The 23,633-nt window shown below is 34.0% G+C and carries 21 protein-coding genes; 6 read left to right on the forward strand and 15 right to left on the reverse strand.

Features of this window, described 5'->3' with window-relative positions:
• Positions 1–6 precede the first annotated feature (6 nt).
• Entirely contained in the window at positions 7–2,418 is a 2,412-nt protein-coding gene (locus OLM58_RS21255) for a TonB-dependent receptor domain-containing protein (RefSeq protein ID WP_264530551.1), read from the forward strand.
• A 135-nt stretch (positions 2,419–2,553) separates the two neighbouring features.
• Here OLM58_RS21255 and OLM58_RS21260 read toward each other — a convergent pair whose 3' ends face one another.
• The 4 genes from OLM58_RS21260 to OLM58_RS21275 form a co-directional block, all read right to left on the reverse strand.
• Positions 2,554–3,621: a proline racemase family protein gene (locus OLM58_RS21260; protein ID WP_264530552.1), complete on the reverse strand. Its 1,068-nt coding sequence runs from the start codon at positions 3,619–3,621 to the stop codon at positions 2,554–2,556.
• On the reverse strand, positions 3,614–4,588 hold the full coding sequence (locus OLM58_RS21265; RefSeq protein WP_264530553.1) for an ornithine cyclodeaminase family protein: 975 nt from the start codon (positions 4,586–4,588) through the stop codon (positions 3,614–3,616). The genes OLM58_RS21260 and OLM58_RS21265 overlap by 8 nt, the downstream gene beginning before the upstream one ends.
• Positions 4,589–4,749: 161 nt before the next feature.
• The gene (locus tag OLM58_RS21270; protein ID WP_264530554.1) at positions 4,750–5,805 is read right to left on the reverse strand and encodes a hypothetical protein; all 1,056 of its coding nucleotides are present in this window, start codon (positions 5,803–5,805) and stop codon (positions 4,750–4,752) included.
• A gap of 74 nt (positions 5,806–5,879) precedes the next feature.
• Positions 5,880–6,743, reverse strand: coding sequence for an AraC family transcriptional regulator (locus tag OLM58_RS21275; protein WP_264530555.1), 864 nt, complete (start codon positions 6,741–6,743; stop codon positions 5,880–5,882).
• A gap of 224 nt (positions 6,744–6,967) precedes the next feature.
• On the opposite strand from OLM58_RS21275, the gene OLM58_RS21280 reads away from it, so the two are divergent.
• Positions 6,968–7,729: a class I SAM-dependent methyltransferase gene (locus OLM58_RS21280; RefSeq protein WP_264530556.1), complete on the forward strand. Its 762-nt coding sequence runs from the start codon at positions 6,968–6,970 to the stop codon at positions 7,727–7,729.
• Positions 7,730–7,852: 123 nt separating this feature from the next.
• Here OLM58_RS21280 and OLM58_RS21285 read toward each other — a convergent pair whose 3' ends face one another.
• The gene (locus OLM58_RS21285) at positions 7,853–8,308 is read right to left on the reverse strand and encodes an MgtC/SapB family protein (protein WP_264530557.1); all 456 of its coding nucleotides are present in this window, start codon (positions 8,306–8,308) and stop codon (positions 7,853–7,855) included.
• 37 nt (positions 8,309–8,345) lie between these two features.
• On the reverse strand, positions 8,346–9,227 hold the full coding sequence (locus tag OLM58_RS21290) for a bestrophin family protein (protein WP_264530558.1): 882 nt from the start codon (positions 9,225–9,227) through the stop codon (positions 8,346–8,348).
• Positions 9,228–9,509: 282 nt separating this feature from the next.
• Between OLM58_RS21290 and OLM58_RS21295 the strand changes: the two genes are divergently transcribed.
• The 4 genes from OLM58_RS21295 (at position 9,510) to OLM58_RS21310 (ending at position 14,742) form a co-directional block, all read left to right on the forward strand.
• Positions 9,510–10,112 (forward strand): HD domain-containing protein, encoded by a 603-nt coding sequence (locus tag OLM58_RS21295; protein WP_264530559.1) that lies wholly within the window; start codon positions 9,510–9,512, stop codon positions 10,110–10,112.
• 122 nt (positions 10,113–10,234) lie between these two features.
• The gene (locus OLM58_RS21300; RefSeq protein WP_264530560.1) at positions 10,235–12,382 is read left to right on the forward strand and encodes a TonB-dependent receptor; all 2,148 of its coding nucleotides are present in this window, start codon (positions 10,235–10,237) and stop codon (positions 12,380–12,382) included.
• 595 nt (positions 12,383–12,977) lie between these two features.
• Positions 12,978–14,303, forward strand: coding sequence for a hypothetical protein (locus OLM58_RS21305; protein WP_264530561.1), 1,326 nt, complete (start codon positions 12,978–12,980; stop codon positions 14,301–14,303).
• Positions 14,304–14,322: 19 nt separating this feature from the next.
• Positions 14,323–14,742: a hypothetical protein gene (locus OLM58_RS21310; RefSeq protein WP_264530562.1), complete on the forward strand. Its 420-nt coding sequence runs from the start codon at positions 14,323–14,325 to the stop codon at positions 14,740–14,742.
• Between the two features lie 200 nt (positions 14,743–14,942).
• Here the strand turns inward: OLM58_RS21310 and OLM58_RS21315 are convergent, their stop codons facing one another.
• The 9 genes from OLM58_RS21315 to OLM58_RS21355 form a co-directional block, all read right to left on the reverse strand.
• Positions 14,943–17,339 (reverse strand): TonB-dependent receptor, encoded by a 2,397-nt coding sequence (locus OLM58_RS21315; RefSeq protein WP_264530563.1) that lies wholly within the window; start codon positions 17,337–17,339, stop codon positions 14,943–14,945.
• Positions 17,340–17,505: 166 nt separating this feature from the next.
• Positions 17,506–17,826, reverse strand: coding sequence for a hypothetical protein (locus OLM58_RS21320; protein WP_264530564.1), 321 nt, complete (start codon positions 17,824–17,826; stop codon positions 17,506–17,508).
• 412 nt (positions 17,827–18,238) lie between these two features.
• Positions 18,239–19,168: a hypothetical protein gene (locus tag OLM58_RS21325; RefSeq protein WP_264530565.1), complete on the reverse strand. Its 930-nt coding sequence runs from the start codon at positions 19,166–19,168 to the stop codon at positions 18,239–18,241.
• 299 nt (positions 19,169–19,467) lie between these two features.
• Positions 19,468–20,022, reverse strand: coding sequence for a DUF6939 family protein (locus tag OLM58_RS21330; protein ID WP_264530566.1), 555 nt, complete (start codon positions 20,020–20,022; stop codon positions 19,468–19,470).
• Between the two features lie 60 nt (positions 20,023–20,082).
• Positions 20,083–20,433 (reverse strand): immunity 51 family protein, encoded by a 351-nt coding sequence (locus tag OLM58_RS21335; protein WP_264530567.1) that lies wholly within the window; start codon positions 20,431–20,433, stop codon positions 20,083–20,085.
• 7 nt (positions 20,434–20,440) lie between these two features.
• Complete coding sequence (locus OLM58_RS21340; protein WP_070905575.1) at positions 20,441–20,782, reverse strand: hypothetical protein; 342 nt, start codon at positions 20,780–20,782, stop codon at positions 20,441–20,443.
• Positions 20,783–20,930: 148 nt separating this feature from the next.
• Positions 20,931–21,482, reverse strand: a complete 552-nt coding sequence (locus OLM58_RS21345; protein ID WP_264530568.1) for an imm11 family protein — start codon at positions 21,480–21,482, stop codon at positions 20,931–20,933.
• Between the two features lie 442 nt (positions 21,483–21,924).
• Positions 21,925–22,467: a hypothetical protein gene (locus tag OLM58_RS21350; RefSeq protein WP_264530569.1), complete on the reverse strand. Its 543-nt coding sequence runs from the start codon at positions 22,465–22,467 to the stop codon at positions 21,925–21,927.
• Positions 22,468–22,700: 233 nt separating this feature from the next.
• Positions 22,701–23,630, reverse strand: coding sequence for a hypothetical protein (locus tag OLM58_RS21355; protein ID WP_264530570.1), 930 nt, complete (start codon positions 23,628–23,630; stop codon positions 22,701–22,703).
• Positions 23,631–23,633 lie beyond the last annotated feature (3 nt).

A 23,633-nucleotide genomic window follows, 5' to 3' on the forward strand; every position in this document is an offset into this window, starting at 1 on the left:
ATTCCAATGAAATTAAAGATTTTTTTAGTATTCGCCTTACTTGTATTTAAAACATTCAATGCAACGGCACAAAACAACTCCGCAACACTTTCGGGCTTAATTAAAGACAAAACAACAAAATCTCCACTACCCTATATAAATGTCGTTTTAAAGACGGCCAAAGATCAAAAAATGCTGTTCGGCACTCTAACGAATGAAGAAGGACGCTTTAACCTGACCAATGTAACTAGCGGAAATTATACGCTGGAAATTACTTCTGTTGGCTACAAAACCAAATCTCAAAAAATCTTTGTAGGGACGCTATCCGATTTCCTGGACCTCAACACCATTGAACTTGAGGAGGACATCAATACATTGTCTGAAGTTGTTGTGACTTCTAAATCATCTGAGGTAAGTGCCAAAATGGATAAAAAAGTTTTCTCCGTATCCGACAACATCGCCCAAAGTGGAGGCTCAGTTTTACAATCTATGCAGAATCTTCCGGGTGTTACACTCCACGAAGGAAAAGTACAGCTTCGAGGCAATGATAAAGTAATGGTTCTGATTGACGGAAAACAGACTGCCCTGACTGGTTTTGGAAATCAATCGGGTCTGGACAATATTCCGGCATCTGCCATTGAAAAAATTGAAATCATAAACAACCCCTCGGCCAAGTTTGATGCCAATGGAAATGCAGGTATTATCAATATTATTTACAAAAAAAACAAACAGGAAGGACTAAACGGTAAAATAGGAATCAGTTCAGGATACGGTGCTTTATGGGAACGTAAGACCAATTTGCCAACCATTCGTCCACAATATCAGATGACCCCTAAAATTAATCCATCCCTGTCTCTGAATTACAGGAAAGAAAAAATAAATACCTATTTACAGGCCGATTATCTGTATACCGAAACACTCAATAAAAATGAATTTGTAACCCGTACTTATGATGACGGCACCATCATCAATCAGCAAACGGTACGAAACCGCAATACTCATTTTACCACTTTAAAATCCGGAATAGACTGGAACTACAATGAACAAAACAGTTTTTCTTTTTCGGCACTTTTTGGAAGTGAAAAAATTATTGACAACGGTGATGAGCCATTCTTCAATCAAGATTACTCTCAAAGGTTACGCCTGTGGGCGTTTTTAGAAGATGAGCTCAAAACAACGGTAATGGCCAGCGCTTCTTACGAACATAAATTCAAACAGCCCGGGCATAAATTAAATGCTGGTATCAACTATACCTATCACAGGGAAGATGAAAAATACTTCTTTACCAATACATTGTCAACTTCGGTTGGACAGGATGCTTTTAAACTGCTTTCGGATGAAAAAGTAGTGGACATTAATGTTGATTACATAAGGCCATTAAAATATGGGCGATTTGAAACAGGTTTCAAATTCAGAAACAGAGAAATCCCTACCAACATGCAATTTTTCCCGGGCGCGAACTCTCCTATTGACGCCAATGCGGGAGGATGGGCCAATTATAAAGAAATCATTCCTGCTCTTTACTCCAATTATATTTTCGAAACGGACAAAATTGAAGCAGAACTTGGTTTAAGACTTGAATATGTAAAACTGCAGTACGATGTTAATCCCAATCATCCCACTTACAAAAGTGACGGGTACAATTATACAGAACCGTTTCCGAACGTACGTTTTGGATACAAAATTGACGACAAAAATAAAATTACAGCTTTTTACAACCGTCGGGTAGACCGACCGGCAGAGGTTGACATCCGTATTTTTCCAAAATATGATGATGCCGAAATTATCAAAGTTGGAAATCCTACATTACGTCCGCAGTTTACAAGTGCCTTTGAAGTAGGGTATAAAAAAACGATGGAGAAAGGTTATTTCACTTCCTCTGTTTATTACAGAATCATTAATGGAACTATTGCCCGTATTGCCACTACTGTACCCGGAAGTTCACTGATATATAATGTTTTTCAAAACGCAGATAAAAGTTCATCTGTTGGAATCGAAGCTGTTTATTCAAAAGAAATAACACCCTGGTATTCTTTCAACCTGAATGGAAATCTATATCAAAATACCATTGATGCATTTACCGTAACAAATCTATATCCGACGCCAAGTACTTACTATGGAAAACGTCAGCAAATGGTATCCGGAAATTTAAAATGGAACAACAGCCTTCAGTTAAACAAAACACTAAAAGGTCAAATTTCTGCTGTTTATCTGGCTCCTGATATTATTCCACAAGGAAAAATTGACTCCAGATTTTCTGTTGACCTCGGACTAAAGAAAACGGTACAAAAAGGAAAAGGGGAAGTCTTTGTAAATGCCACCGATATTTTCAACACGCTAAGCATACGAAAAGATATTCAAGGTGAGGGCTTTAATTATAGAAGCAAAGATTTTTATGAAACACAAGTGGTGCGATTTGGATACAGCTACAAATTTTAATTTCTAAATCACGTTTTGAATACTTTTAGCTCTCCATAAGCTTCCTGATTTGGAAGCTTATGGAGAGCTTTTTTTTCCTTAAAAACGCCTGGTATTATACTAATTATGATTCTAAATATTTTTTTAAACGGATCATTATCTTAGTATAAAACCATTCTTCATAGGATCTTTCGGATCTATTAAAAATGTATTTACTCCTGTTACAAAGGCCGTTCCTGCCACTTGCGGAATTACAGCTTTGAAAGGACCAAATTTTTCTTCTCTGACAAGTGATCCTTTAAAAGTACTTCCTGTTATACTTTCTATTGTAATAACTTCACCTGAGTTTATGGCATTTCTATTTTTTTCAATCGCAATTCTTCCTGAAACACCGGAACCTGTTGGTGAACGATCGACTTCTCCATCGGCAAAAACGCAGACATTTCGACTGTGGTTAACACTATTCAGCGGTTCATCGATAAAAATAGTTCCGTATAAAAAACTCAAATCTTCCTCAAACGGATGCTGAATTTCTGTATCCTGCTTCATTACGGCATGTTTGATATCGACCCCGGTTTGAATAATGGTTCGGTAATTTTCTTCCGTTAATCCAAAATTCAAATGTGTATTTTTTCTCAAATCAACGTAAGCATAAAAAGCACCTCCATAGGCCAAATCATAAACGACATCACCAATCCCCTCAACATTTACAACACGATCTAAACCTACGGCAAAACTTGGCACACAATGAAACCGAACTCCTGTTACTTCTCCGTTTACTACCGTCACAAACGAAAAAATCCGACCGCACGGAGCATCAATTTTCAATTCATTCTCACCTTCTTTTACTGTGATCCATTTCATTTTTGCTGCCAAAGTACTTATCGCAATAATGGCATGACCACACATACTGCTGTATCCTTCATTATGCATGAAAAGAATACCAAAATCTGCATCATCATCATTTGGCGGAAGTAAAATACAGCCGTACATATCAGCATGACCGCGAGGTTCAAACATCAATGCCGTTCTTAAGTAATCGTAGTTTTCTTTTATATCTCTTCTGTATTCTAAAACAGTATTTCCTTTCAATTTCGGAAAACCGGAAACAATTACACGCAAAGGCTCACCACCTGTATGCATATCAATTGTTTGGATCTGCAGTACGGAAGCGTCTGCTTTATAAACAGTATTATTACAAATATTTTGGTAGGTATTAGACATTCTTTTCTACTTTTAAATTATACTCTTCATAAAAATATCCGGCTGCGACAAGGTCTTCTAAAGCATGTCCAACCGATTTAAAATAAGTGATTTCGGTCTCAGAGGTTCTGCCCGGTTTTGTAGTACTGCATAATTCAAACAAATCGGCTTTAATAGTTTCTTCTGTTATAATTCCGGTTGTCAGCGGAATCAAAATATCGCCGCTTTCCTTTAGTCCGCCCTGATAGGTATCTAAAAACAGGCTCGATTTTAAAACCGCTTCGTCATCTGCCTCGCGCATATCTTTTTTATACGCCCCAACAAGATCTAAATGCTGTCCTGCTTTTAGCCATTTTCCAAAAACAAGCGGAACGGGGGATAAAGTCGCTGACGAAATGATATCAACCTGAGAAACAACTTCTTCTATAGTTGAAACGGGTTTACAGGTAAATAGTGAACCCTTGAGTGCATTGCAAACCAATTGTGCCTTTTCTATAGTTCTTCCCCAAACATAAACTTCTTTTATAGGTCTTACACTGGCATGCGCCTGAATTAAATTGATGGCCAATGCTCCTGTACCAATCATCAACATAGACGAGGAGTCTTTTCTCGAAAGGTAGCTGCTTGCCAAAGCAGATGTTGCTGCAGTGCGTTTCCCTGTTAGTGATTTTGCATCAAGAATTGCCTTTATATTTCCTTTGTGCCCGTCGAGATAAATATAAGTTCCCTGAATGGAAGGCAAATCATATTTACCATTATTAGGACTTACTGTAACTATTTTTACTCCTAAATCCTTACCCGATTGGAATGCGGGCATTAGCAGCAGTGTAGAATCTTTGCCTTCTTCCGGATTGGGATAATCATGATGATGGCGCATAGGCACGTTGATATCCGAAGTCGAAAACCCAGCCCGAAGTCTTTCTATAAGTTCTTTAAAATTACATTTTTCTTCAATAAAATGATCTGAAATAAGCGATATTGGTTCCATGTGTTTTGTTGAAATTTCATTAAAAATAGAAGTTTCTTCCATCTTAATACTATTTCATGCACAATCAGATAACATATGCCAATTTAGGGTTAACATAGTACAGATTAATGAGTCAAACGATCCTAATTTATAAAAAAAGTTTCAGCGTGAAATTTCAAAACTTACTGATTCTTTTTGAAAAGCCCCGCTTTTAGATTTGAACCTGCTGAACCTTCGGCCAATTGCAGGTAATTTCGTTTACTTTGATCTTTTTCAATCTTTACAGTTCCCGTAATTTGTACGTTTTCCATTTTTAGAAAGTCTGTCGATGTTGCATCGTTACCACTTAACGGACCACTTCCGTACCCTGCCAGATTGGTGTAATTTGTAAAAAGGCAGTCCGAAGCTTTGTACTGGCGTGTGCTTCCTTTTTCTCTTATCCATACGGTACTGCTGTTTGCTATTATATTATGATGAAAGTCGAAATGGTCTCCATTGGTACTTTGTGTAGTCCAAACACCACTAAAATAACTGCCATATACGAGTGAATAACGCATAACGTTTGGACTTCCGGTTCCTCCGTCGGTTTGCCAAAAAACAACCGGATTTTTGCAGTTGAAAAAAACACAATGATCGATAACCAGTCCATAACCGTTGGCTATAACTCCCACATGCAGCGGCAATACATCAACATCCCCGGCAAACAGGCACTGCGTTACGAGCAAATCGTCCAGTCTTTTTCCATTACGCCATATCGGATAGGAACGACGCAGGTTATTACCATCCATATAAGAGTAATCGGGACTGCCTGTAAATCGCAGACCTTCAATGGTTACATGGCTAACCTCGGGCTGTATGCCTCTGGCCTCTTCTCCTCCCACTCCCGGTAAAAGCGGTACTGCCGTAACTACCACCGGCATTTTTTGAGGAGTCCAATCCGCATCATCAGGCATAATCTCTGCACGAATGACCAAACGATTTTTTAAAGTATACTTATCATTTGTGAATATAACGGTCTCCGTTAACAGATGTACCCCTTCTGAAAGGAAGATGGTAGTTGCTCCCTGTTCTTTGTTTAAATTTACACGTTTCACCGCCTCTGCAAGTGTTTTTAATGGCTGAGTTCTTAATCCTGAATTTGTGTCATGACCAGTCTTGGGATTAACGTATAGCTGTTCTGCCTGTAGAGACGATACGCTCATGACCAACAATAGAAATTTAAGTGCGAATTTTATCATATCCTTTTTTTATGTAAAATTAGAATATTCTCATCCTGCCAAAATGGTCATTTTATCTTTAAAATGGTCAATTTTTACTTCTTTCGATACTGTTGTGGTGTAGTTCCGGTTATTTTTTTAAAGAAGCGATTAAAGTTAGATGGATCCGAAAAACCAAACTCGTATGAAATCTCTTTTGCGGATTTGTTTTGACAAAGTTGTTTCTTTATTTCCGAAATCAGCTTGTAATGAATCATTTGCTGGGCTGATAATCCGCTAAATTGTTTGCAGATTTTATTAAGAAATCCCGAACTGATATTAAGCGCTTTTGAATAAGCTTCAACAGTATGATCTGCTGTGAATCTCTTTTCCAGCAAAGATCGAAATCTATAAAAGTCTAAATGAACATAAGTATCTCTTTGAACATTATGAACATCTGCATAGTATCGATTGAGAATTACGAGCAATTGATACAGAAGCGACCTGATCAAATGACTGCTGTCATTCTGAAGCTGACCAAATTCCAGTGCAATTCCATATAAAAGTTCATGACATTTTGCGAATGCTGTTTCAGATACCTGCATCTCGGTTGGACGAGAATATTGGTGAAAATACTGAAATCGATACAGAAATAGTTCATCCGAGAAAAAAAGATAAAGAAAATCTTTTTCAAAGAAAAGAGTATACCCTTTTACCGCCTCCTCAATCTCCCAACAACGCACTTGTCCCGGACTTGTGAAAATAATAGTCCGAGGGTTTATTACTATCTTATTTTCGTTCAATGTAATAGTACCCGCTCCCTCTTCGATGAAAAGAATTTCGTAAAAACTAAGCTGATGTAAGGTATTGTCTAATACAAAATTTTCCAATGTTTCGATACGTCCGATATCTAACAGCAATTCCGAACCGTACTTATAGGGAAGAAAATGATATGTTTTAACTTTTGTGACTAATGCCATTTCTTTTATAATTTTTTGCTGTTTTGCAGATGAACTAAAAATACAAATTTTCATTATTGGAAAACTAAAAGAATTAAGACTTTCTACTGTTTTTTCTTATATTTATTAAAACAAAAAAGTATAAAATTACTCCTGCGTATCTATCTGAAAAGCAATAGGCTATGTATGACTTTATTATACAAACAGATTAACGTCAATTGTAGAACAACACACCACGGCAAAAAATGGACATTGTAAAACATAACAGATCGGCTTGGGACAATTATGTTGAAAAAAAAGATCGCTGGACAATTCCTGTTTCCGAACAAGAATTAGAAAATGCAAAAAATGGAAACTGGAATATTGTTTTGACACCGATAAAAATGGTCCCTCACAATTGGTTTCCCGACCTGAAAGGCTTGAAAATTTTAGGACTCGCATCCGGTGGCGGACAACAAGGGCCAATTCTTGCTGCTTTGGGGGCAGACGTTACCATTTTTGACAATTCTGAAAAACAATTGCAGCAAGACCAAAATTTAAGCGACAAATTTAACCTTAACATCAAAACTGTTCAAGGTGACATGAAAGATCTTTCTGTATTTCCAGACAATTTTTTTGACCTGATTTTTAATCCTTGTTCAATAGTCTTTGTTGACAATGTTTTGCCTGTCTGGCAGGAATGTTTTCGGGTTCTGAAACCAAACGGAATTTTAATGACAGGCTTAATCAATCCTATTTCATTTCAACTTGACGAAGAAAACTTGAAGTTAATTTACAAACAGCCTTTTTCAGACTTGTATTCATTGCCGGCAGAAAAATTAAAAGAACTGAAAAAAAACAATGAAGCTTTGGTATTTGGGCATAGTTTGACCGACCAAATTAATGGCCAATTAGAGGTTGGTTTTAGCTTGACAAATCTGTATGAAGACAATTGGGGTGAAGAAAACAGGATAGATGAATTTTTTCCTTCTTTCATAGCAACAAGAGCCATAAAACGAGTAAAATAAATGTAAAAATATCAATGAAATTAGCAACAAGTACTTGGTTTTCTTTTCCAAGTGCATCCGATCTGAATTTTTCAGAGATCGTTTTTAACGTGATTTCATACTCAGAACCTCCCTTTTTTTAGCTTACTTTTTCAGATTCTTATCTTTAAATAATTTCCCGACAAACTTTCTATACCATGAAAACTGATTGATGGTAAAAATCAAAAGGATAATGGCCGTCGAGCAGATTGCAATTACAAACATATTGAGTGCGATGGCCATACCTACAGCCGAAGTCGTCCATAAACCAGATGCAGTTGTTAATCCCTTAGGCAAATTTTTTTCATCTCTAAAAATAAGTCCTGCTCCTATAAAACCAAGTCCTGTTGCAATAGCCGCAAGCATTCTTGCAATAGCCGATTTATCCTCGGTGAGATGAGCAGCAATAGAAACAAAAAGGCAAGAAGCTACACAGATACACGCAAAAGTTCGCACACCCGCATTCTGCTGTTCTCTTTCTCTCTCAATACCAATAATTCCTCCCAATAAAAACGCCAAAAGTAGTTTGGCAGAAAGCAACAGTTCAAATTCTACATCCATAATGAAATACTTTTTAAAAGGTCCATTTTTAAGTTTATTACATCTCGTAATAAAGCTCATTTTTTTCCTTTACAGGGATATTTTCTGCCCCTGTCATTTCGAGCAGATTGATCTCGATTGTCTTTGCGAGTGAAGTCATTGGCGTGTCAACAGGAGTGTTTTCAAAAGGATCCTGCATTATAATTGCTGTTTTTTCTATGGAAATAAACAGAACAGGAATCAATATCGTTATAAGAATCTCTACCATCAACTGTGAGTCTTCAAGCCCAAAAGGAAGTATCGCTGCAAATACATAGATCAGGGTATGAACCAATACACTGTATGATTTTGGAAAAACGGTATTTTTTAAACGTTCACATTTGCCCATACTGTCACAAAGCCTTGCTAATGTTTCATTTAACTGCACCTGTTTAAACTCTGAAATTAGTCCTTGTGATGCCAATTCTGCGATGTTCAGGGAGTGTTTATCCAACAAAGCATTAGGGATATTAGATGCTTTGATGCGAAAAGTATCAAGATAAGTCTGCACCCTTGATGAAAACTGCTGTTTGCGCAATGACTCTCCCAATGCATAAAGCCAGATGATCTGTCTTTCTGTAAAAGCATCAGCAATCTCTTTATTTTCTTTTGGTGTAAATTGGATTATTTGCCGGATTAAAGTCCTGGAATCATTTACTATCGCTCCCCAAACGGTTCGGGCTTCCCACCATCTTTCATAAGACTGTGCTGTCCGAAAAGCAAGAAGAAGAGAAACCGCAGTACCCACTAGTGCCGGAATACTTAACGGTAGAGATACCTGCTGAAATAAGGGATGCATGTCGAGCAGTCCAATTGATATCGCAAATAGTACGATCAATACAATCTGTGATCTAATCTCATTAACAAAGTACAAAAGTGATATTCTTCTATTTAATAACATAAGTAATGATTAAAAATTCAACAATTGATTCTGTATCAGACAATTCAAATATAAAAATTTAAATTGAGGTAAAAGTTATTTATAGCTGTTACATCTTCATTTGGACTGTCTATTATTTAAAAAACTGGACCATCGAATTAATTCTGAACCAAACTATGTTTGCCGATTAAAAAACTTAAAAATACATCTTACCGCACATAACTCCTTTGAAGTGCCAAAATAACCTTTCACCTTACTATAGCCAACAAATGGACAACTCAATATCTTAACAAAAAAATCATCATGGAATCAAAAATTAAAAACGCACAGCAAATTTTAAACTTTATGCATATGGCAGAGAATTTAAAGAAATTAATCCGTCACAGCTGGCTCTCTGATGGCCGACAGGAGAGTGTTGCGGAACATACCTGGCGAATGTCTCTCCTCTATTTGCTGGTCGAACCTTACCTTGCTATCTCTCTGGATAGTCGCAAGGTTCTAGAAATGATTACCATTCACGATATAGTAGAAGCGATAGCTGGTGACATTCCGGCTTTTGAACAGTTTGATAATGATGTCAAAACGCAAAAAATAGCCAACGAAATTAAAGCCATTGAGAGTATTCGCGAAGAACTCGGTTCTGAAAATGGAGGTAAGTTTTATAATCTCTGGTATGAATTTGAGAACAAAGTAAGTAACGAATCAAAAGTGGCTAATGCTTTGGATAAATTAGAAGCTCAGATTCAACATAACGAAGCAGATATCGACACTTGGCTTGATATTGAGAAGGAAATGCTTTTCATGCTGGATAAACACGTCAATTTCAACAATTTCCTCACCATTTTGAAAGATGTAATTGTTCAGGAAGGAATAACAAAACTTAAATCAGCCGAATTAAATAACTAACTCCAACGAAACTAAATACTAAAATAGATAAACAGCACGGCTTTAGCTGCTTTTCTCCTATTATTCTTCTAATAGATTCTCTATATTTGCGGCTATTTTAATTAAATCTAAATAAACTAAATATGCGAATTTATTCTTTGCTGATCGTGTTCTTTACTATAAGTTCACTTTCTGCACAACAAGCTTCTAAAACAAATCCCCAAAGTCAAGACAGTGTTTTACCTGATAAATCAAAATCTGACAATGAATTAAAAGAAATTGTTATTTCTGCCACAAGACAAGTCGAAAGTTTAAATGAAGTTCCTTCTTCAGTAACGATACTTTCAAAGAAACAAATACAACAACAATTAAGCATAAGCTCCAATTTAAGTGATATTCTGGGTACAACAGTACCGGGCTTAGGTTTTACCACGAATAGAACTCAGAATTTAGGTCAGACTTTACGTGGCCGCCGCGTGTTGGTAATGATTGATGGTATTCCGCAATCTACACCTTTAAGAGACGGAGCAAAAGACATGCGTTCTCTGGATCCTACAGTGCTGGATCGTGTTGAAGTTATTAAAGGCGCTACCGCAATTTACGGTAACGGTGCTGATGGTGGTTTGATCAATTACATTACAAAAAAACCAACTACCGATAAAGCAATAAGCGGATCAACAGAGGCTGGGACAGCTTTTTCCCTGATTAAACCTAAAGGAACTGCGGGTTTCTTTGTATCACAGCAGTTCAACGGGAAAATTAAGAAATTCGATTATGTAGTTAGTGGCCGTTATGAAGAAACAGGACTTTATCGCGATGCAAAAGGACGTGTCCTTTCACCGGAATATGGAATGAACGATCTTAGAAACTGGAACGCTTTTGCTAAAATCGGATATGATTTTAACGCTAACAATCGCCTGGAATTAATGTACAATTATTTCAAAAGTACCCAACACACAGATTATATCGCCAAAGCCGGAGTGTATGGAAATTTTGATCGGCCTACAACTGGAATCAGAGGGTCACGTCCCGGAGAACCGGAAGGAACACCTTATAACCACAATGCTGCTTTAAGTTATATTGGGGAGAATATTATTGGAAATACAGATATTAATGCTACACTCTATTTTCAAGATTATCTTACACTTATTAACTATAGTGACTTTTTTGAAAACAAAGGACAACCTGCTACACAAAGTAAAAAATTTGGTTTTCGTTTGAATTTAAACAGTCCATACGAAATTAACTCTCTTATATCCGGTAATGTTACTTATGGGGTGGATATTCTTTCAGATATTACAGATACTCATCTTACTGATAACAGATTGGTTATTCCGGAAATGAGTATGACCAATTTCGCACCTTACTTTCAAATTAAGAACATGTTTGGACCAAACTTGGTATTTAAAACCGGTTTGAGACTTGAAAATGTAAACATTGACGTTCCTGACTATACCACCATTGGTATTCGTAATTATGTAAACGGAACTTACGTAGGCGGAGGTGTCGCAGTAAACGGCGGAGCCTTACATTTTAATGCACTAATGTTCAACGCCGGACTGCGTTATACAAAATGGAACTTGTTCAAACCTTTTGTAAGTTTTTCTCAAAGTTTCAGTGTAGCCGATTTAGGTTTAGTATTACGTGCTGCAAAAGAAAACACCGTTAACAACACTTCTATAAAAGCGGTTACTGCCAATAATTATGAATTTGGATTCTCCGGAGGCGTAGATCAATTATCTTATGAAGCGGCTGTTTATTACAGTACTTCTAAATTAGGGGCTTCTTATGTTTATATCGACGGTAATCCACAAATTTCCCGTTCACCTGAAAAGATCTATGGTTTTGAGTTATCAGCAAAATACCGTCTTCATTCCAAAATAGATATCGGAGCCAGTTATTCCTTTACAGAAGGGAAACGTGAACTTGCCGACAAAAAAGTGTATTTAGGAGGTGACCGCATCAATCCGCCAAAAATAACAGCTTATACTGTATTCAGGCCTATCGAAGACTGGTCCATTTTTCTGCAAATGATCAATACACCGGGAAGAGACAGATTTGAGCCTGTTAATGGAGCTTATACTTATGGAACAGGACCAATAAAATCATTCACCGCTTTTAATCTTTCTTCGAGTTATACTTTTATGAAAAAAAGTACGATACGTTTAGGTGTTGAGAATTTATTTAACAAAGACTATTATACGGTTATTTCACAATGGCAATCGAACAATATGAATTATGTGAAAGAAAATGGTACACGATTGACCTTAAGCTTTACACAAGCATTCTAATTACATCAAAAGTCATCAAACAAAAAAAGGCTGTCCGAAAATAATAAAGGACAGCCTTCCTATTTTCTTTTAGAAACTCTTTTAAAATCTTTTTTGGTAAAATTTAGTATTAATTCAAAATATTAAATAAACAGAACAAAATCAATTACAATTAAGCAACTACCAAATGAAATATTTGAAAACACAATCATTAATTTAATATCGATTTGATCAGCTAATAAAAACAAACATCTAAACTAATTTGAGTTCATCAATTATTCAAATAAAATCAAATACACTTTTTATCAGAGAAAGTATAAATGAAAGACTATTATAAAAACTAACCGTCCTAATCAGCCTATTATCATAAAAATTATCAGCTTCAAAAGGGTTGATGAACAAAATTAACAAAATAGTACTTAATAAAACCTTCATTTCGAATACACTATTCGTACCTAATCTACCTAAAAAAGAACATTTAAAACTTTATTTGTAAGAAAAAACAACTTTATTTATACTTAATATATAATACTATACATATCTTTCTTTTTTTTTGAAAAAATCTATTAAACTGAATAAATACTCTTAAATAACAAGTTTAAATTCATTGCAAAATATGATACAAAAAACAAAAAATATATTGAATCTACTAGTACTAACATATGTAAGTACGTTTATGACCGGCTGTCAAAGCGATGAAATAAAAACTACGGTCATAAATCCTGATATAACTTCAGTAAAAGAATGGTTTGACAGTAACGGTCCAAATTTAGAATCACTAAAGTACACAAAAAAAATTGACTGGGAAAATGCAGCCATATCTATTGAAGGTGAGGCTAAAACAATAGAAATTCCTCTTATGCTGTTTGACAATACATCGACAAATGTTACTGACGATCCCGATTATAGAACTTATATGTCATTATTAGTCATTTCAAATAAAAATGAAGAATATCAGATCTTCGATATTATTTACACTACGAAGAATAAAAATATAAATAATGGTAAAGAGTTTAATCTCTATAAAACTGATTCCATATATTCGGGATATATAACGATCCAAAACAGTAAAAATAAAATTATTTATTCTGGAGAATTTCAAAATGGTCAGCATATTAGATATCATAACAGAGCTCCCATACAGAACGCCACTTCAAAATACATATGCACATACTACGTTACAGTTGGTCCCATTACGACTTGTAGTAATTGGAGTTGGATACCTGACAATATACCAATGCCTGGAATTCCCTATTTTCCAGGAGGTCCGTCCTTTCCTGGCGGTCAACCACCTCCAGTTATAAAACTAGATCCCTGTGCACAAGCCGCAAAAATGTCTATTGATGGAAAAGACCCTGTTTTTCTATCCGCAAAAAAAAATATCCTTAATGCTGATCCAAAAATAGAGCATAGTATTACTTTAACTAAACGGAATAATCAATTGGGACAGATAGCTATGAACAGTGGTGGCGCTTCTAGCGTAAAAGTAAACACAAACTGGCATGGATCTTTTGCTGCCTTGCACAACCACCCAAATAATACACCACTGTCTGCAGGCGACATTTATGCTGGTATAACTTTAAATATAGACAATCGTAATTTTACAACTTCGTACATTCTAACAGGAGGAGAAGTATATGCTATTGTTATAACCAATTTGCAAGCAGCAAAAGATTTTGCTGCTGCTTATCCTGCTGATCAAATACCAGGTTACAATCCCGAATTTCCGGACGTTCTTTTTGACCAACTGCAAAATTTAGTCACTACCTTTAGTTCTTCTATTGATGGCAGGACTGAAGCAATGTCAGTAATTTTAAATAAATATAATGCAGGAGTCACTTTGATGAAACAAAATTCTGAAGGGCAATTCAAACCATTTAATACTAAAGAATCTATACTACCAAATGGCAACAAGTCTTACACCTCAATACCTTGTAATTAACAAATAATTCAAAAAAAAAATGAAAAAGCTATTAAAAACATTTATACTTCTGCTATTACTAATTAACTATAGCTGCAAAGCACAGCAATTGGTACAAACTCCTAATGATATATCTAAATTAAAAACAAATGAACAACAGTTTCTCAATAAGCCTCTGAAAAGTCTTCTAAAAGAAATAAGACCTGAAATAAAAACAGCTTTTGCTACCACTGACAGTCCTTCATTTTTCACTTTTAAATTTTTGACTCCTTCGGAAATTAATCAAAAAGTTGTTGGACGAAAAGACATAAGCTTTTATGTTTATGTAAAGGAACCTGTTGATTGGAGTGATGATAAAAGGCCTAAGGGAAAGGAATATATATGGACAGCACAAGATATTGAAAAGTATGGCAACCTAACAGTAATTAGGATTAAAGTAATTGAAAGAATAGAGAACTAAATATATAACTAAGAACAAATCCTATTTTAAATTGTATTAACCGTCGATGTTTCCCATTTTTCACTAATGGATTAGACAAAATAAAATCGTACACGATTAACCTTAAGCTTTACACAAGCATTCTAATTACGTCACAAATCATCAACAAAAAAAGGCTCGAACATTACGTTCGAGCCTTTTACATTCAGATTCTAAAAAAACTAGAATTTATAAGTTAAACTTCCCATAACGGTACGTGGAGCCTGAACATTAATTGTCGTATAACCATTAAAATACAATTGGTCTGTTAAGTTATTTACTTTCAAAGACACTCTGTATTTTGGCTGATCGTAGTACAAAGCAGCGTTAACCACAGCATATGACGGAAGCTCGAAAGTTTGACCAGGTCCGTTATTGTAAATGTAAGTAGCGTCTCCATAATTCCCTCCAAATCCTAAACCTAATCCTTTCAGTTTGGTTCTTTGAAGATTATAACTGAACCAGTAGTTGATTAAATTTTCAGGTCCTGCAGTTACAGGTCTTAAGTCATTTAATTTAGAGTTATTATTAGAATACCCCACAAGAAGGTTCAATCCCGGAATTGGATTAGCGGTAAGCTCTACTTCAAAACCTTTACTATATTGTGTTCCGTTTTGTATGCTCGCATTTGGAAGATTCGGATCTGCGATTACAATATTGTCAACTTTGATATCATAGTAACTAAAAGTTGCGCTTACTTTATTCTGGAAAGCATTCACTTTCACACCAACTTCAAGCTGATTTGCTTTTTCAGGATCAAACTGTTTCATTTCAAGCTTCCCGCCAACATTAGCATTTAAGAATCCTTTATTGGTAAAACTATTTTGGTAATTTCCGAAAACAGATACCTGATCTTTTACGATTTGATACACGGCACCAAATTTTGGTGAGAAAGCATTTTGAGAAAAATTGTCCGCTTTTGTATTCGAAGCAGGATCAAATGATCCCTTATTTTGAAAATGATCAAAACGTACCGCCGCCGAAAGAATTAATCTTTCTGTAATGTTGATTGCATCTGCTACATAAACACTATAGGTTGCTATAGAACTATTAGTAGTATAAGGAGAATTCCCTTTTCCCGTAAGTGCATCCTTTACATTTGTTGGGTTAAAGTCGTAATAATTAGTTATCGCTCCTGAATACTTTACCGTATCATACGGCGCATAACCCGGTAAACTTTGGTACACTAATTTATTTGAACCGTAATAGATATCACCACCTACTAAGAAGCGGTTTCTCATAGATCCAATTTTGAAATCTCCATTAAAGTTTTGTTGGAATTCGATCGCGTTATCTTTTCCATTTGCATCCCAGGCGTTTCTAGAGAATTCCTGATCTTTCAAAAGGTAAAACCATGTTTGTAAACCACTTGCTTTATTAGAACTGCTGCTAAATACCGTTTGAGAAGTCCATTCGTCTGAAATTTGATAAAGAGCCTGTGCAAAAACGTTTAATGTTTTGGTGTTGGTCATAAATTCATCTCCTAAAAATGATCTTTTGAAATTAACATCCAAATTCTTAGCATTATTAACGCCTAAGTCAGCAATAGAAACTCCAAAAGGAAGATAAATTAAAGGCATACCAGAGTTGTCCTGATTTCCAATTTCGGCATCGATAGAGATGGTTAGTTTATCGTTTACTTTATAAGCAAAAGACGGCGCTACGAAAAAACTCTTTGAGTAACCGAAATCCTGAAAAGTATTCGCATTTCCAAAAGCAGCATTCAATCTGAACAATGCCGTATGGTCATCATTAATTGGAGTATTGATATCGGCCGTTAAACGGTTAAAACCATAACTTCCGTTTTGATATGAAATTTCTCCACCAAAATTATCATAAGGTTTTTTAGTTACACGATTGATTAATCCACCGTAAGAAGAAACCACATTTCCAAAAAGTGTTGCTGATGGCCCTTTTATCACTTCGATTCTTTCTAAATTTACCGCATCAGTGTTACTGTTTACTTTTCCGGCAAGACCATTTCTCACTAAACTCTGAGTGGTAAATCCACGTAAGGAATACCATGATGCTCCGTCACCGGCACGGTTTGTTGCTGCCCATAATTGATATAAACCCGGTACATTTTTTAATGCCTCATCCTGATTGGTTACCAACTGATCTTTAATCAGCTCTTTAGTAACGACATTATAAACCTGTGCATTTTCAAGGTTTTTAATCGTCATTCTCGATACATACTGACTTTCAGATTTGGTATATTTATTAGCATTCCCTTTTACAAATACTTCTGTAAGTGCCTCAGATGTAGTTAGCAGTGTGAAATTTTCGACAAGATTACTTCCTGCTGAAACTTCAATATTTTTTTCTTTAGATGAAAACCCAATTACCGAAACCTTCAGAATATAATTTCCGGGTCTGATGTTCTTGATCTCATAATTTCCCTGAGCGTCAGTGGTAGTTCCAATCTTTGTTCCTTTCAGTGTTACAGAGATATTATCTGCTGCCTCATCATTAGACAATGAAACCGTTCCTTTTATTGTACCAGTCTGTGCAAATGATGCAGAAGCTGTAAGCAGCATCATCAAACAGCCCAAAAGTGGCAATAGTACTTTTACTTTCATGTTATTTAGAATTATTTTTAATAACGCAAATGTATTATTTGTATCAAATCAAACCAAATTATTTTGAATTATTCTAGATAACAATCCTGTTTTGATACTTTTAAGTACTATTTTTCATTCTTTTATTAGAAAAAAAGCAATATTCATTTTTTCTAATAAAATTAAATCATAATCTTTTGATGAACTCCCTCATGTCCCCGATGGTTTTTATATCTTCTTTTTGAGTGTTACCAAGACCTCTCTCCTTTTCAATATGCAGCAAACTAATTAACATCGCTTTTTGCAATCCGTTTAGAAGGATCATTGCTCGTATCGGCCCCAGCTTTCCGAAGTGTTCAACTGAAAAGCTGCGTAAATGTCTCTGACTTTGCGCTTTTTTTACGCTCATTGAATTATTAAAGTTCGTAAAAGTTTCCCGACTTTTTATATTATTTCTTAATATTATTTTGATTCTTTCTTTTTCAGAAATCGCACCTAATAAATTCATTTTTAAAGCCTTATACTTTACGGTTTATATGTTTTAAACTAGACGTTTGCGCAGCGCTTGTGAGGTTAACTTTGCGGAGCGGGGCTATATGTTAAATCAATTTTTTGTTAATGATGTTCACAAGCGAGACGCTCGCGCCAGTGGGGATTAACTACCGACAAAAATTTGATCATTACCGTAATGAAAAACATGCTGATTATCAGTCCAGCGAAAGAAATCAAAAGTTGATTCTAATATTCACAACAAACCCCGCTGAAATGAGCGGGGATTTAGTTTTTTTAACCTTAGCGTTACAGATCGAAAGACTTTCTTATAACGGGATTATCTACTATAAAAAAGTATGTTTTTTTTTAGTATCACAGATGAAGCAATGCCCTAAACACAAATAAAACTTTTTACAGCTTCAATATTATTAAGCAAAATCGATATTCAATAGATAAGTAAATTTTTCTTCAAATAACTCCCTTTTTACCTTTTTAAAAGGATTACTACAATCTATAATCGTTAAACTACGCAACTCTTTACATTCTAATAGTAATTCTATGTTTTTCATCTTTTTTGAAGATCGAACATATAATTCTTTCAGATTGGGTAATTTTGAAAGCAACTCACAATCAATTTCTGCCTGTGAGTGCGCTATACTTAAAAACTCAATGTCATTATATGACACTATTCCCTCAAGAGAAAAGTCTTTTTTCATTTCTGACAAATACATTTTTTTTAGTCGAGATGGCAAATAATCAAATATCTGATGACTCCCTAAATTATGAATTTCAATAAAATCCAGGTTTTGCAAATCTTTAATATTTTGCAGTATTAGGCCTTCTTTATCAATTCCTGTATTTAAGTACTTAAGATTTGGAAAATTATTTTGCGAGATAGAAATATCACTAAAATTAAGATTCAACCAAGTAGGCGTATCCAAAACCAATCCTTTAATTTTTTCCAGACCTACACTTGGGAAAGAAGGGTAATTACTTTTAGTAGATATATAACTATCATTCGCAGTTATTATCAAAGTCTCTAAGCATTCCGGTAAACTATCTTCATTTATTTTTTCTAAAAATGATATAGGTATATCTAACTGCTTAAGATTGGGCAGCTTTACAACATACGAAGGAAATTCATCATTCCTATCCGCTTTACTTGGTTTTAGTCTTAAATAAAAAACATCTTCGTAATCATTAAGTTTTGGATTAGCTTTCCATAAAACTTTTTTAGCACTTAAAAAAGCTTTACAATTATCTTTATCTCCAATACAATATTGATTATCATCCCAATTTTGAAAATATTTACCTTTTTCTATAAATATCATCGGTTTTATTGTTTGTTCTACTTGCATGTTATTCTTCTTTTATTAGCTCTAGCACCTTCTTGATCAATTAGATCTTCTATGGCTTTTCTTTTCTTAGAATCTTGTATTCCTGTATTATTATTTAATTTTTGTCCCCTTGCTGGCACGAGCGGAGGATTAACTATCACAAAATTAATCATTAACGTAATGAAAAACATGCTGATTATCAGACCCGCGAAAGAAATCGAAAATTGATTCCAATATTCACAACAAACCCCGCTGAGATGAGCGGGGTTTAGTTTTTTCTACATTCACTAGTGAGATCCACACCTCAACTGAAGTCTTTTTTAAATAGGATAGTTATTCTCTAAAAATAATTTAACTAAAAAAGCATGTGAAATTGGTTTGAACGAAAAAATGTCTTCACTTGTTTCATAGTCTAATAAAATTATGGATTTCTGATCCAAAATTTTCTTTAGTTCAGTTATTTCATTCTTTAACTTATTGTCTAATATCCATTTATAAGTTGGTAAATAAATAAGTTTTTTTGAATCAGAATAACTTAAAATATCTTCTCCATTAATCCCTTTTCTATGTCCTTTTACCTTCCCATACTTTCTGACTGTTCGTTTGATATTTTTCATGTTTTCTATATCAAATTTAGCAGGGTCAATGTCGGAATTTTCAAATACCTTTAATCCTTGCCAAATCCCCTCCACACTTTTCGAAAATTTATTATCAGTGAAAGGAATTGGTATATTTTCTAATGGATAAAACGGGCTGAATTTTACCCATGGATCTTGAGCTTTTGAAGTGATATCAATAATCTCAAAATTTGGATACTTTAGCATTAATGTTTCTGTCTTTTTTCTTTTACTTTCTATAATAATCTGACTATTCATCTTCAAATATTTTTTTTCTAATTCTTATAATATCAATAATTTGTTCAATGCCCTTAAGCACTAATCTAATTCTGCTCTTGAAAATAGATCAAGAATTAACGCTTTGTTTTCACAAGCTTCTTTAAATGAAATAATAAAAGATTTTAAGGCTTCGGAATCTGAAGAATAGGCACAAAACATGCTTCCTTCGGGATCAAACTTTACGACATCAACAAACTCAGATTTTTGTTCTTGCAAAAACACCAGCGCTAAAGAAGCCCAATCATATCCATTCCCTTCAAAACCTTCTTCTTCTCTGGTTTCAAAAATTTCGGTTTTATACTCCCCAACATTAAGGCATACCGAAACACTATTTTCATGTTCAACCCAAAAAAAAGGATCTATTGACTCCCTAAAATCATCCAGATTCATATAATATTTAAATTTTATCTAGTTCAGAAAATAATAAATCAGCTGATTCTTTAACACCATCCCTAAAACTTGCGGGTATTTTTTTTCCACACCTTTCGAACCAGGCATAAAAAGTTTCTTTAATTTGATTTCTGTTTAGTTTTGCTACCCTTCTATTCGCCATTTCAGGATATTTCTTACTTAAATATACAAAAACATCAATATGAACCAATAGAGCTTGGCTAGCCTCGTCAGCTGTTCTTAACCATTCTTCTACCTCTAAGATTTGTTTTATTGCCAAATTAAAATAACGAGCCGGCTCTAAATCAGCCATTTGATTTCCTTCTGGTGCTGCACTGTAAACTTTCATTTATTCTATATTAATTATAAATAAGAAACTGTCTCTGTATTGAGGCTGTTTTGTTTTTTTCTATACTTCGTTAAGTTTCCACTATCCTAAAGAAAGATACCTGCTAGCTAGTTAATCTTAAATATTACAGATTAACAGTCAAAATTAATTACTCAGCTATTCCTACTTTTTCAAATCTAAGTCCTTTAATATCATTCTCCGAAATAAAATTAACAAACTCATTTGTACAGAAATAAGAAGAACTTAGCTTATCATCCCTAAAAATAATATTATCTGAAATATTGCTTTTTTTTAACGATATATTATTTTCTCTAACCATTAACATAATATCACTATTAGATTTATTATCCTTATTTATACAATCAATCTTTGTTAATAAATTAACAAAATAGAACTTTTCAGACAAGTCGGTCTCTACGTCAAGAATTTCTATTTTTGAGGATAATTTATTTGCTAATAAACTTCTGTTTTTTTCATTTATTAATAATATCCCAGTATAATAACAACTCGCATCAAAATCTAACCTTCTGTTATCTTGTTTTTTTTGGGGGTCGATAAATATTTTAAAATCTAACTTCTCATAATTACTACTTAATAACTCTCCTCTAAAATCTATTGCTTGTTGTGAACTATTATTGTTTTCGTTGTAAACAAAAAATTTAAACTCAACATAGTTCTGCGAAATTCTATATATATCCATTTCTACCATATTTTTTTGTTAAATAAGAGATCATCCGAAATGCTGTTTAACTCATCTAAAAAAAACCAGGGCTGGCGTAAGCGTCTCGCTCGTGCACTCAATGTACAAAATCAATATACATTGTAATTTAAAGGTAATTATTGTAAACAAATAGTAGTACTAAAATAGGAATGTAAATCTATTTTAGGATTAAGTATAAATATGCAAACTTTTTTCAGAACAAGACAACTTTGCGTTCATAAACGAGACGCTCGCGCCAGCGGGGGTATTCACTATCGACAAAAACTTGACCATTACCATAATGAAAACATGCTCATTATCAGACCAGCGAAAGAGATTAAAAATTGATTCTAATATTCACAACAAACCCCACTGAAATGAGCGGGGTTTAGTTTTAGATAATCTTGTAGTTACATGTTGAAAGACTTCGCGTAACATTTAGCTAAGAATATTGCCAAAAACCTGCTATTATTTCGCCTGTAATATTGTGTTTATACAAATATAATGCTCCATACATAAATACATAATCCATACCATCATAGTATCCTTCTTCTTCTATTTGTAAAAAAAATGAATAACCACCTTTCTCTAATTTTTCATAAAAGTAACTTTTAGGTTGAATCAAACGTGGCTCTCCTCCAACTTTTATAAATAAAAATTCACTTAAATTCTCTGTCGAATAATTACTTATAGAACAAATTCCAAGGTCTTCAATCACCTTATCTTTCCTATCTCCGATTTCAGAATATTCATGTTCTATCACTTTTACAGATATGTCAGGATAAATATTATTCTCTAAAAGGACATCAAAATTATTATGTATTATTATTGAGAGCATTTTATCTTGCTTCTCTGGATGGTTAATAACTGCATAAAAATTATAATCTTCCGGAATATCATTTTCAATAACTTTAGGAGGATTCCCCCCTATTCTGGCTTCTAAAGTCTTGTCATATATCAAACAAGTAGCATACAATTCGTTCATTCTTTTTTATTTTTAGTGACATATATAACCTTGTTTCTTTGCAAAATCCCCTGCTGGCGCGAGCGTCTCGTTCGCGCCAGCAGGGGATTAACTATCGACAAAAATTTGACCATTACCATAATGAAAAACATACTCATTATCAGGCCAGCGAAAAAAGTCAAAAATTGATTCTAATATTCACTACAAACCCCGCTGACATGAGCGGGGTTTAGTTTTTATAATTGCTTTTTTTTTTACCAGTTAAATAAATTGTTATTAAAGTCTCTTGCGTTTGCAATTTTTTCAAAATCTTCATTTTCTGCTCTCGATTTACTTCTAAAATAAAAATTGATTAAATTTAATTTTGACAATTTAATTATTTCTTCAAAATTTACAATAGAGTCCGTAATAGCAACTTTTGTTAAACTACTGATTTTAAACATCGATTCTATATCTTTTAACTTCTTGTTGGCTAACAATTGTACTTTAGTAACCTTAGTACCTACTTTAGGAAAGACAGTAATATTAGTACTATTTATAATTATATTTTCTAAATATTTTAAATCTTCCAAGAAAGAAAAATCATCTATTTTTTTGCAGTTGACAAGTTCTATATGAGTAATGTTCGGGTACTTCTCAACTAACAGATTTTCATTAACTAGCTCTTTGGAAATTTTTAGAAAAACTAAATTAGTATTTACTTCTATTTTTGCTAAATCCAATTTTTCAATTGCTAACTTTTCCAGATTAAAATTTTCTAGCAATTTGTATTTATTACCATCACTTAACGCTTCAATTTCAAAAACTTTTAAATTTTTAAAATTGTTTAAAACCTCTATGTTAATATTTTTATTATAAAATCCCGATAATTTAAAGCTTTTTAAATCATTAATATTCAATACATTATTAATTTCCTCTAATTCCTTTGAAGAATTTGATAAAATAGATATAGCACTAATATTATTTAAATAATTTAAAACATCTAAATTTCTTTTTAAAATATCATTACTTACTTTATTAGAGTCACAAACTAACACTAATTTTATTTCTTTTCCCTCAATTTGTTTATTTAATTCTACTAGAACTTCTTCTTTACATCCCTTTTCAATTGCAATTATTTTATTACCTAAAATTTGACTAAGCTTAGATTTTAAGTCTGTAATTTCAATATTATCTATATCCATAAT

It is taken from the genome of Flavobacterium sp. N502540, from assembly GCF_025947365.1.
GTDB lineage: Bacteria > Bacteroidota > Bacteroidia > Flavobacteriales > Flavobacteriaceae > Flavobacterium.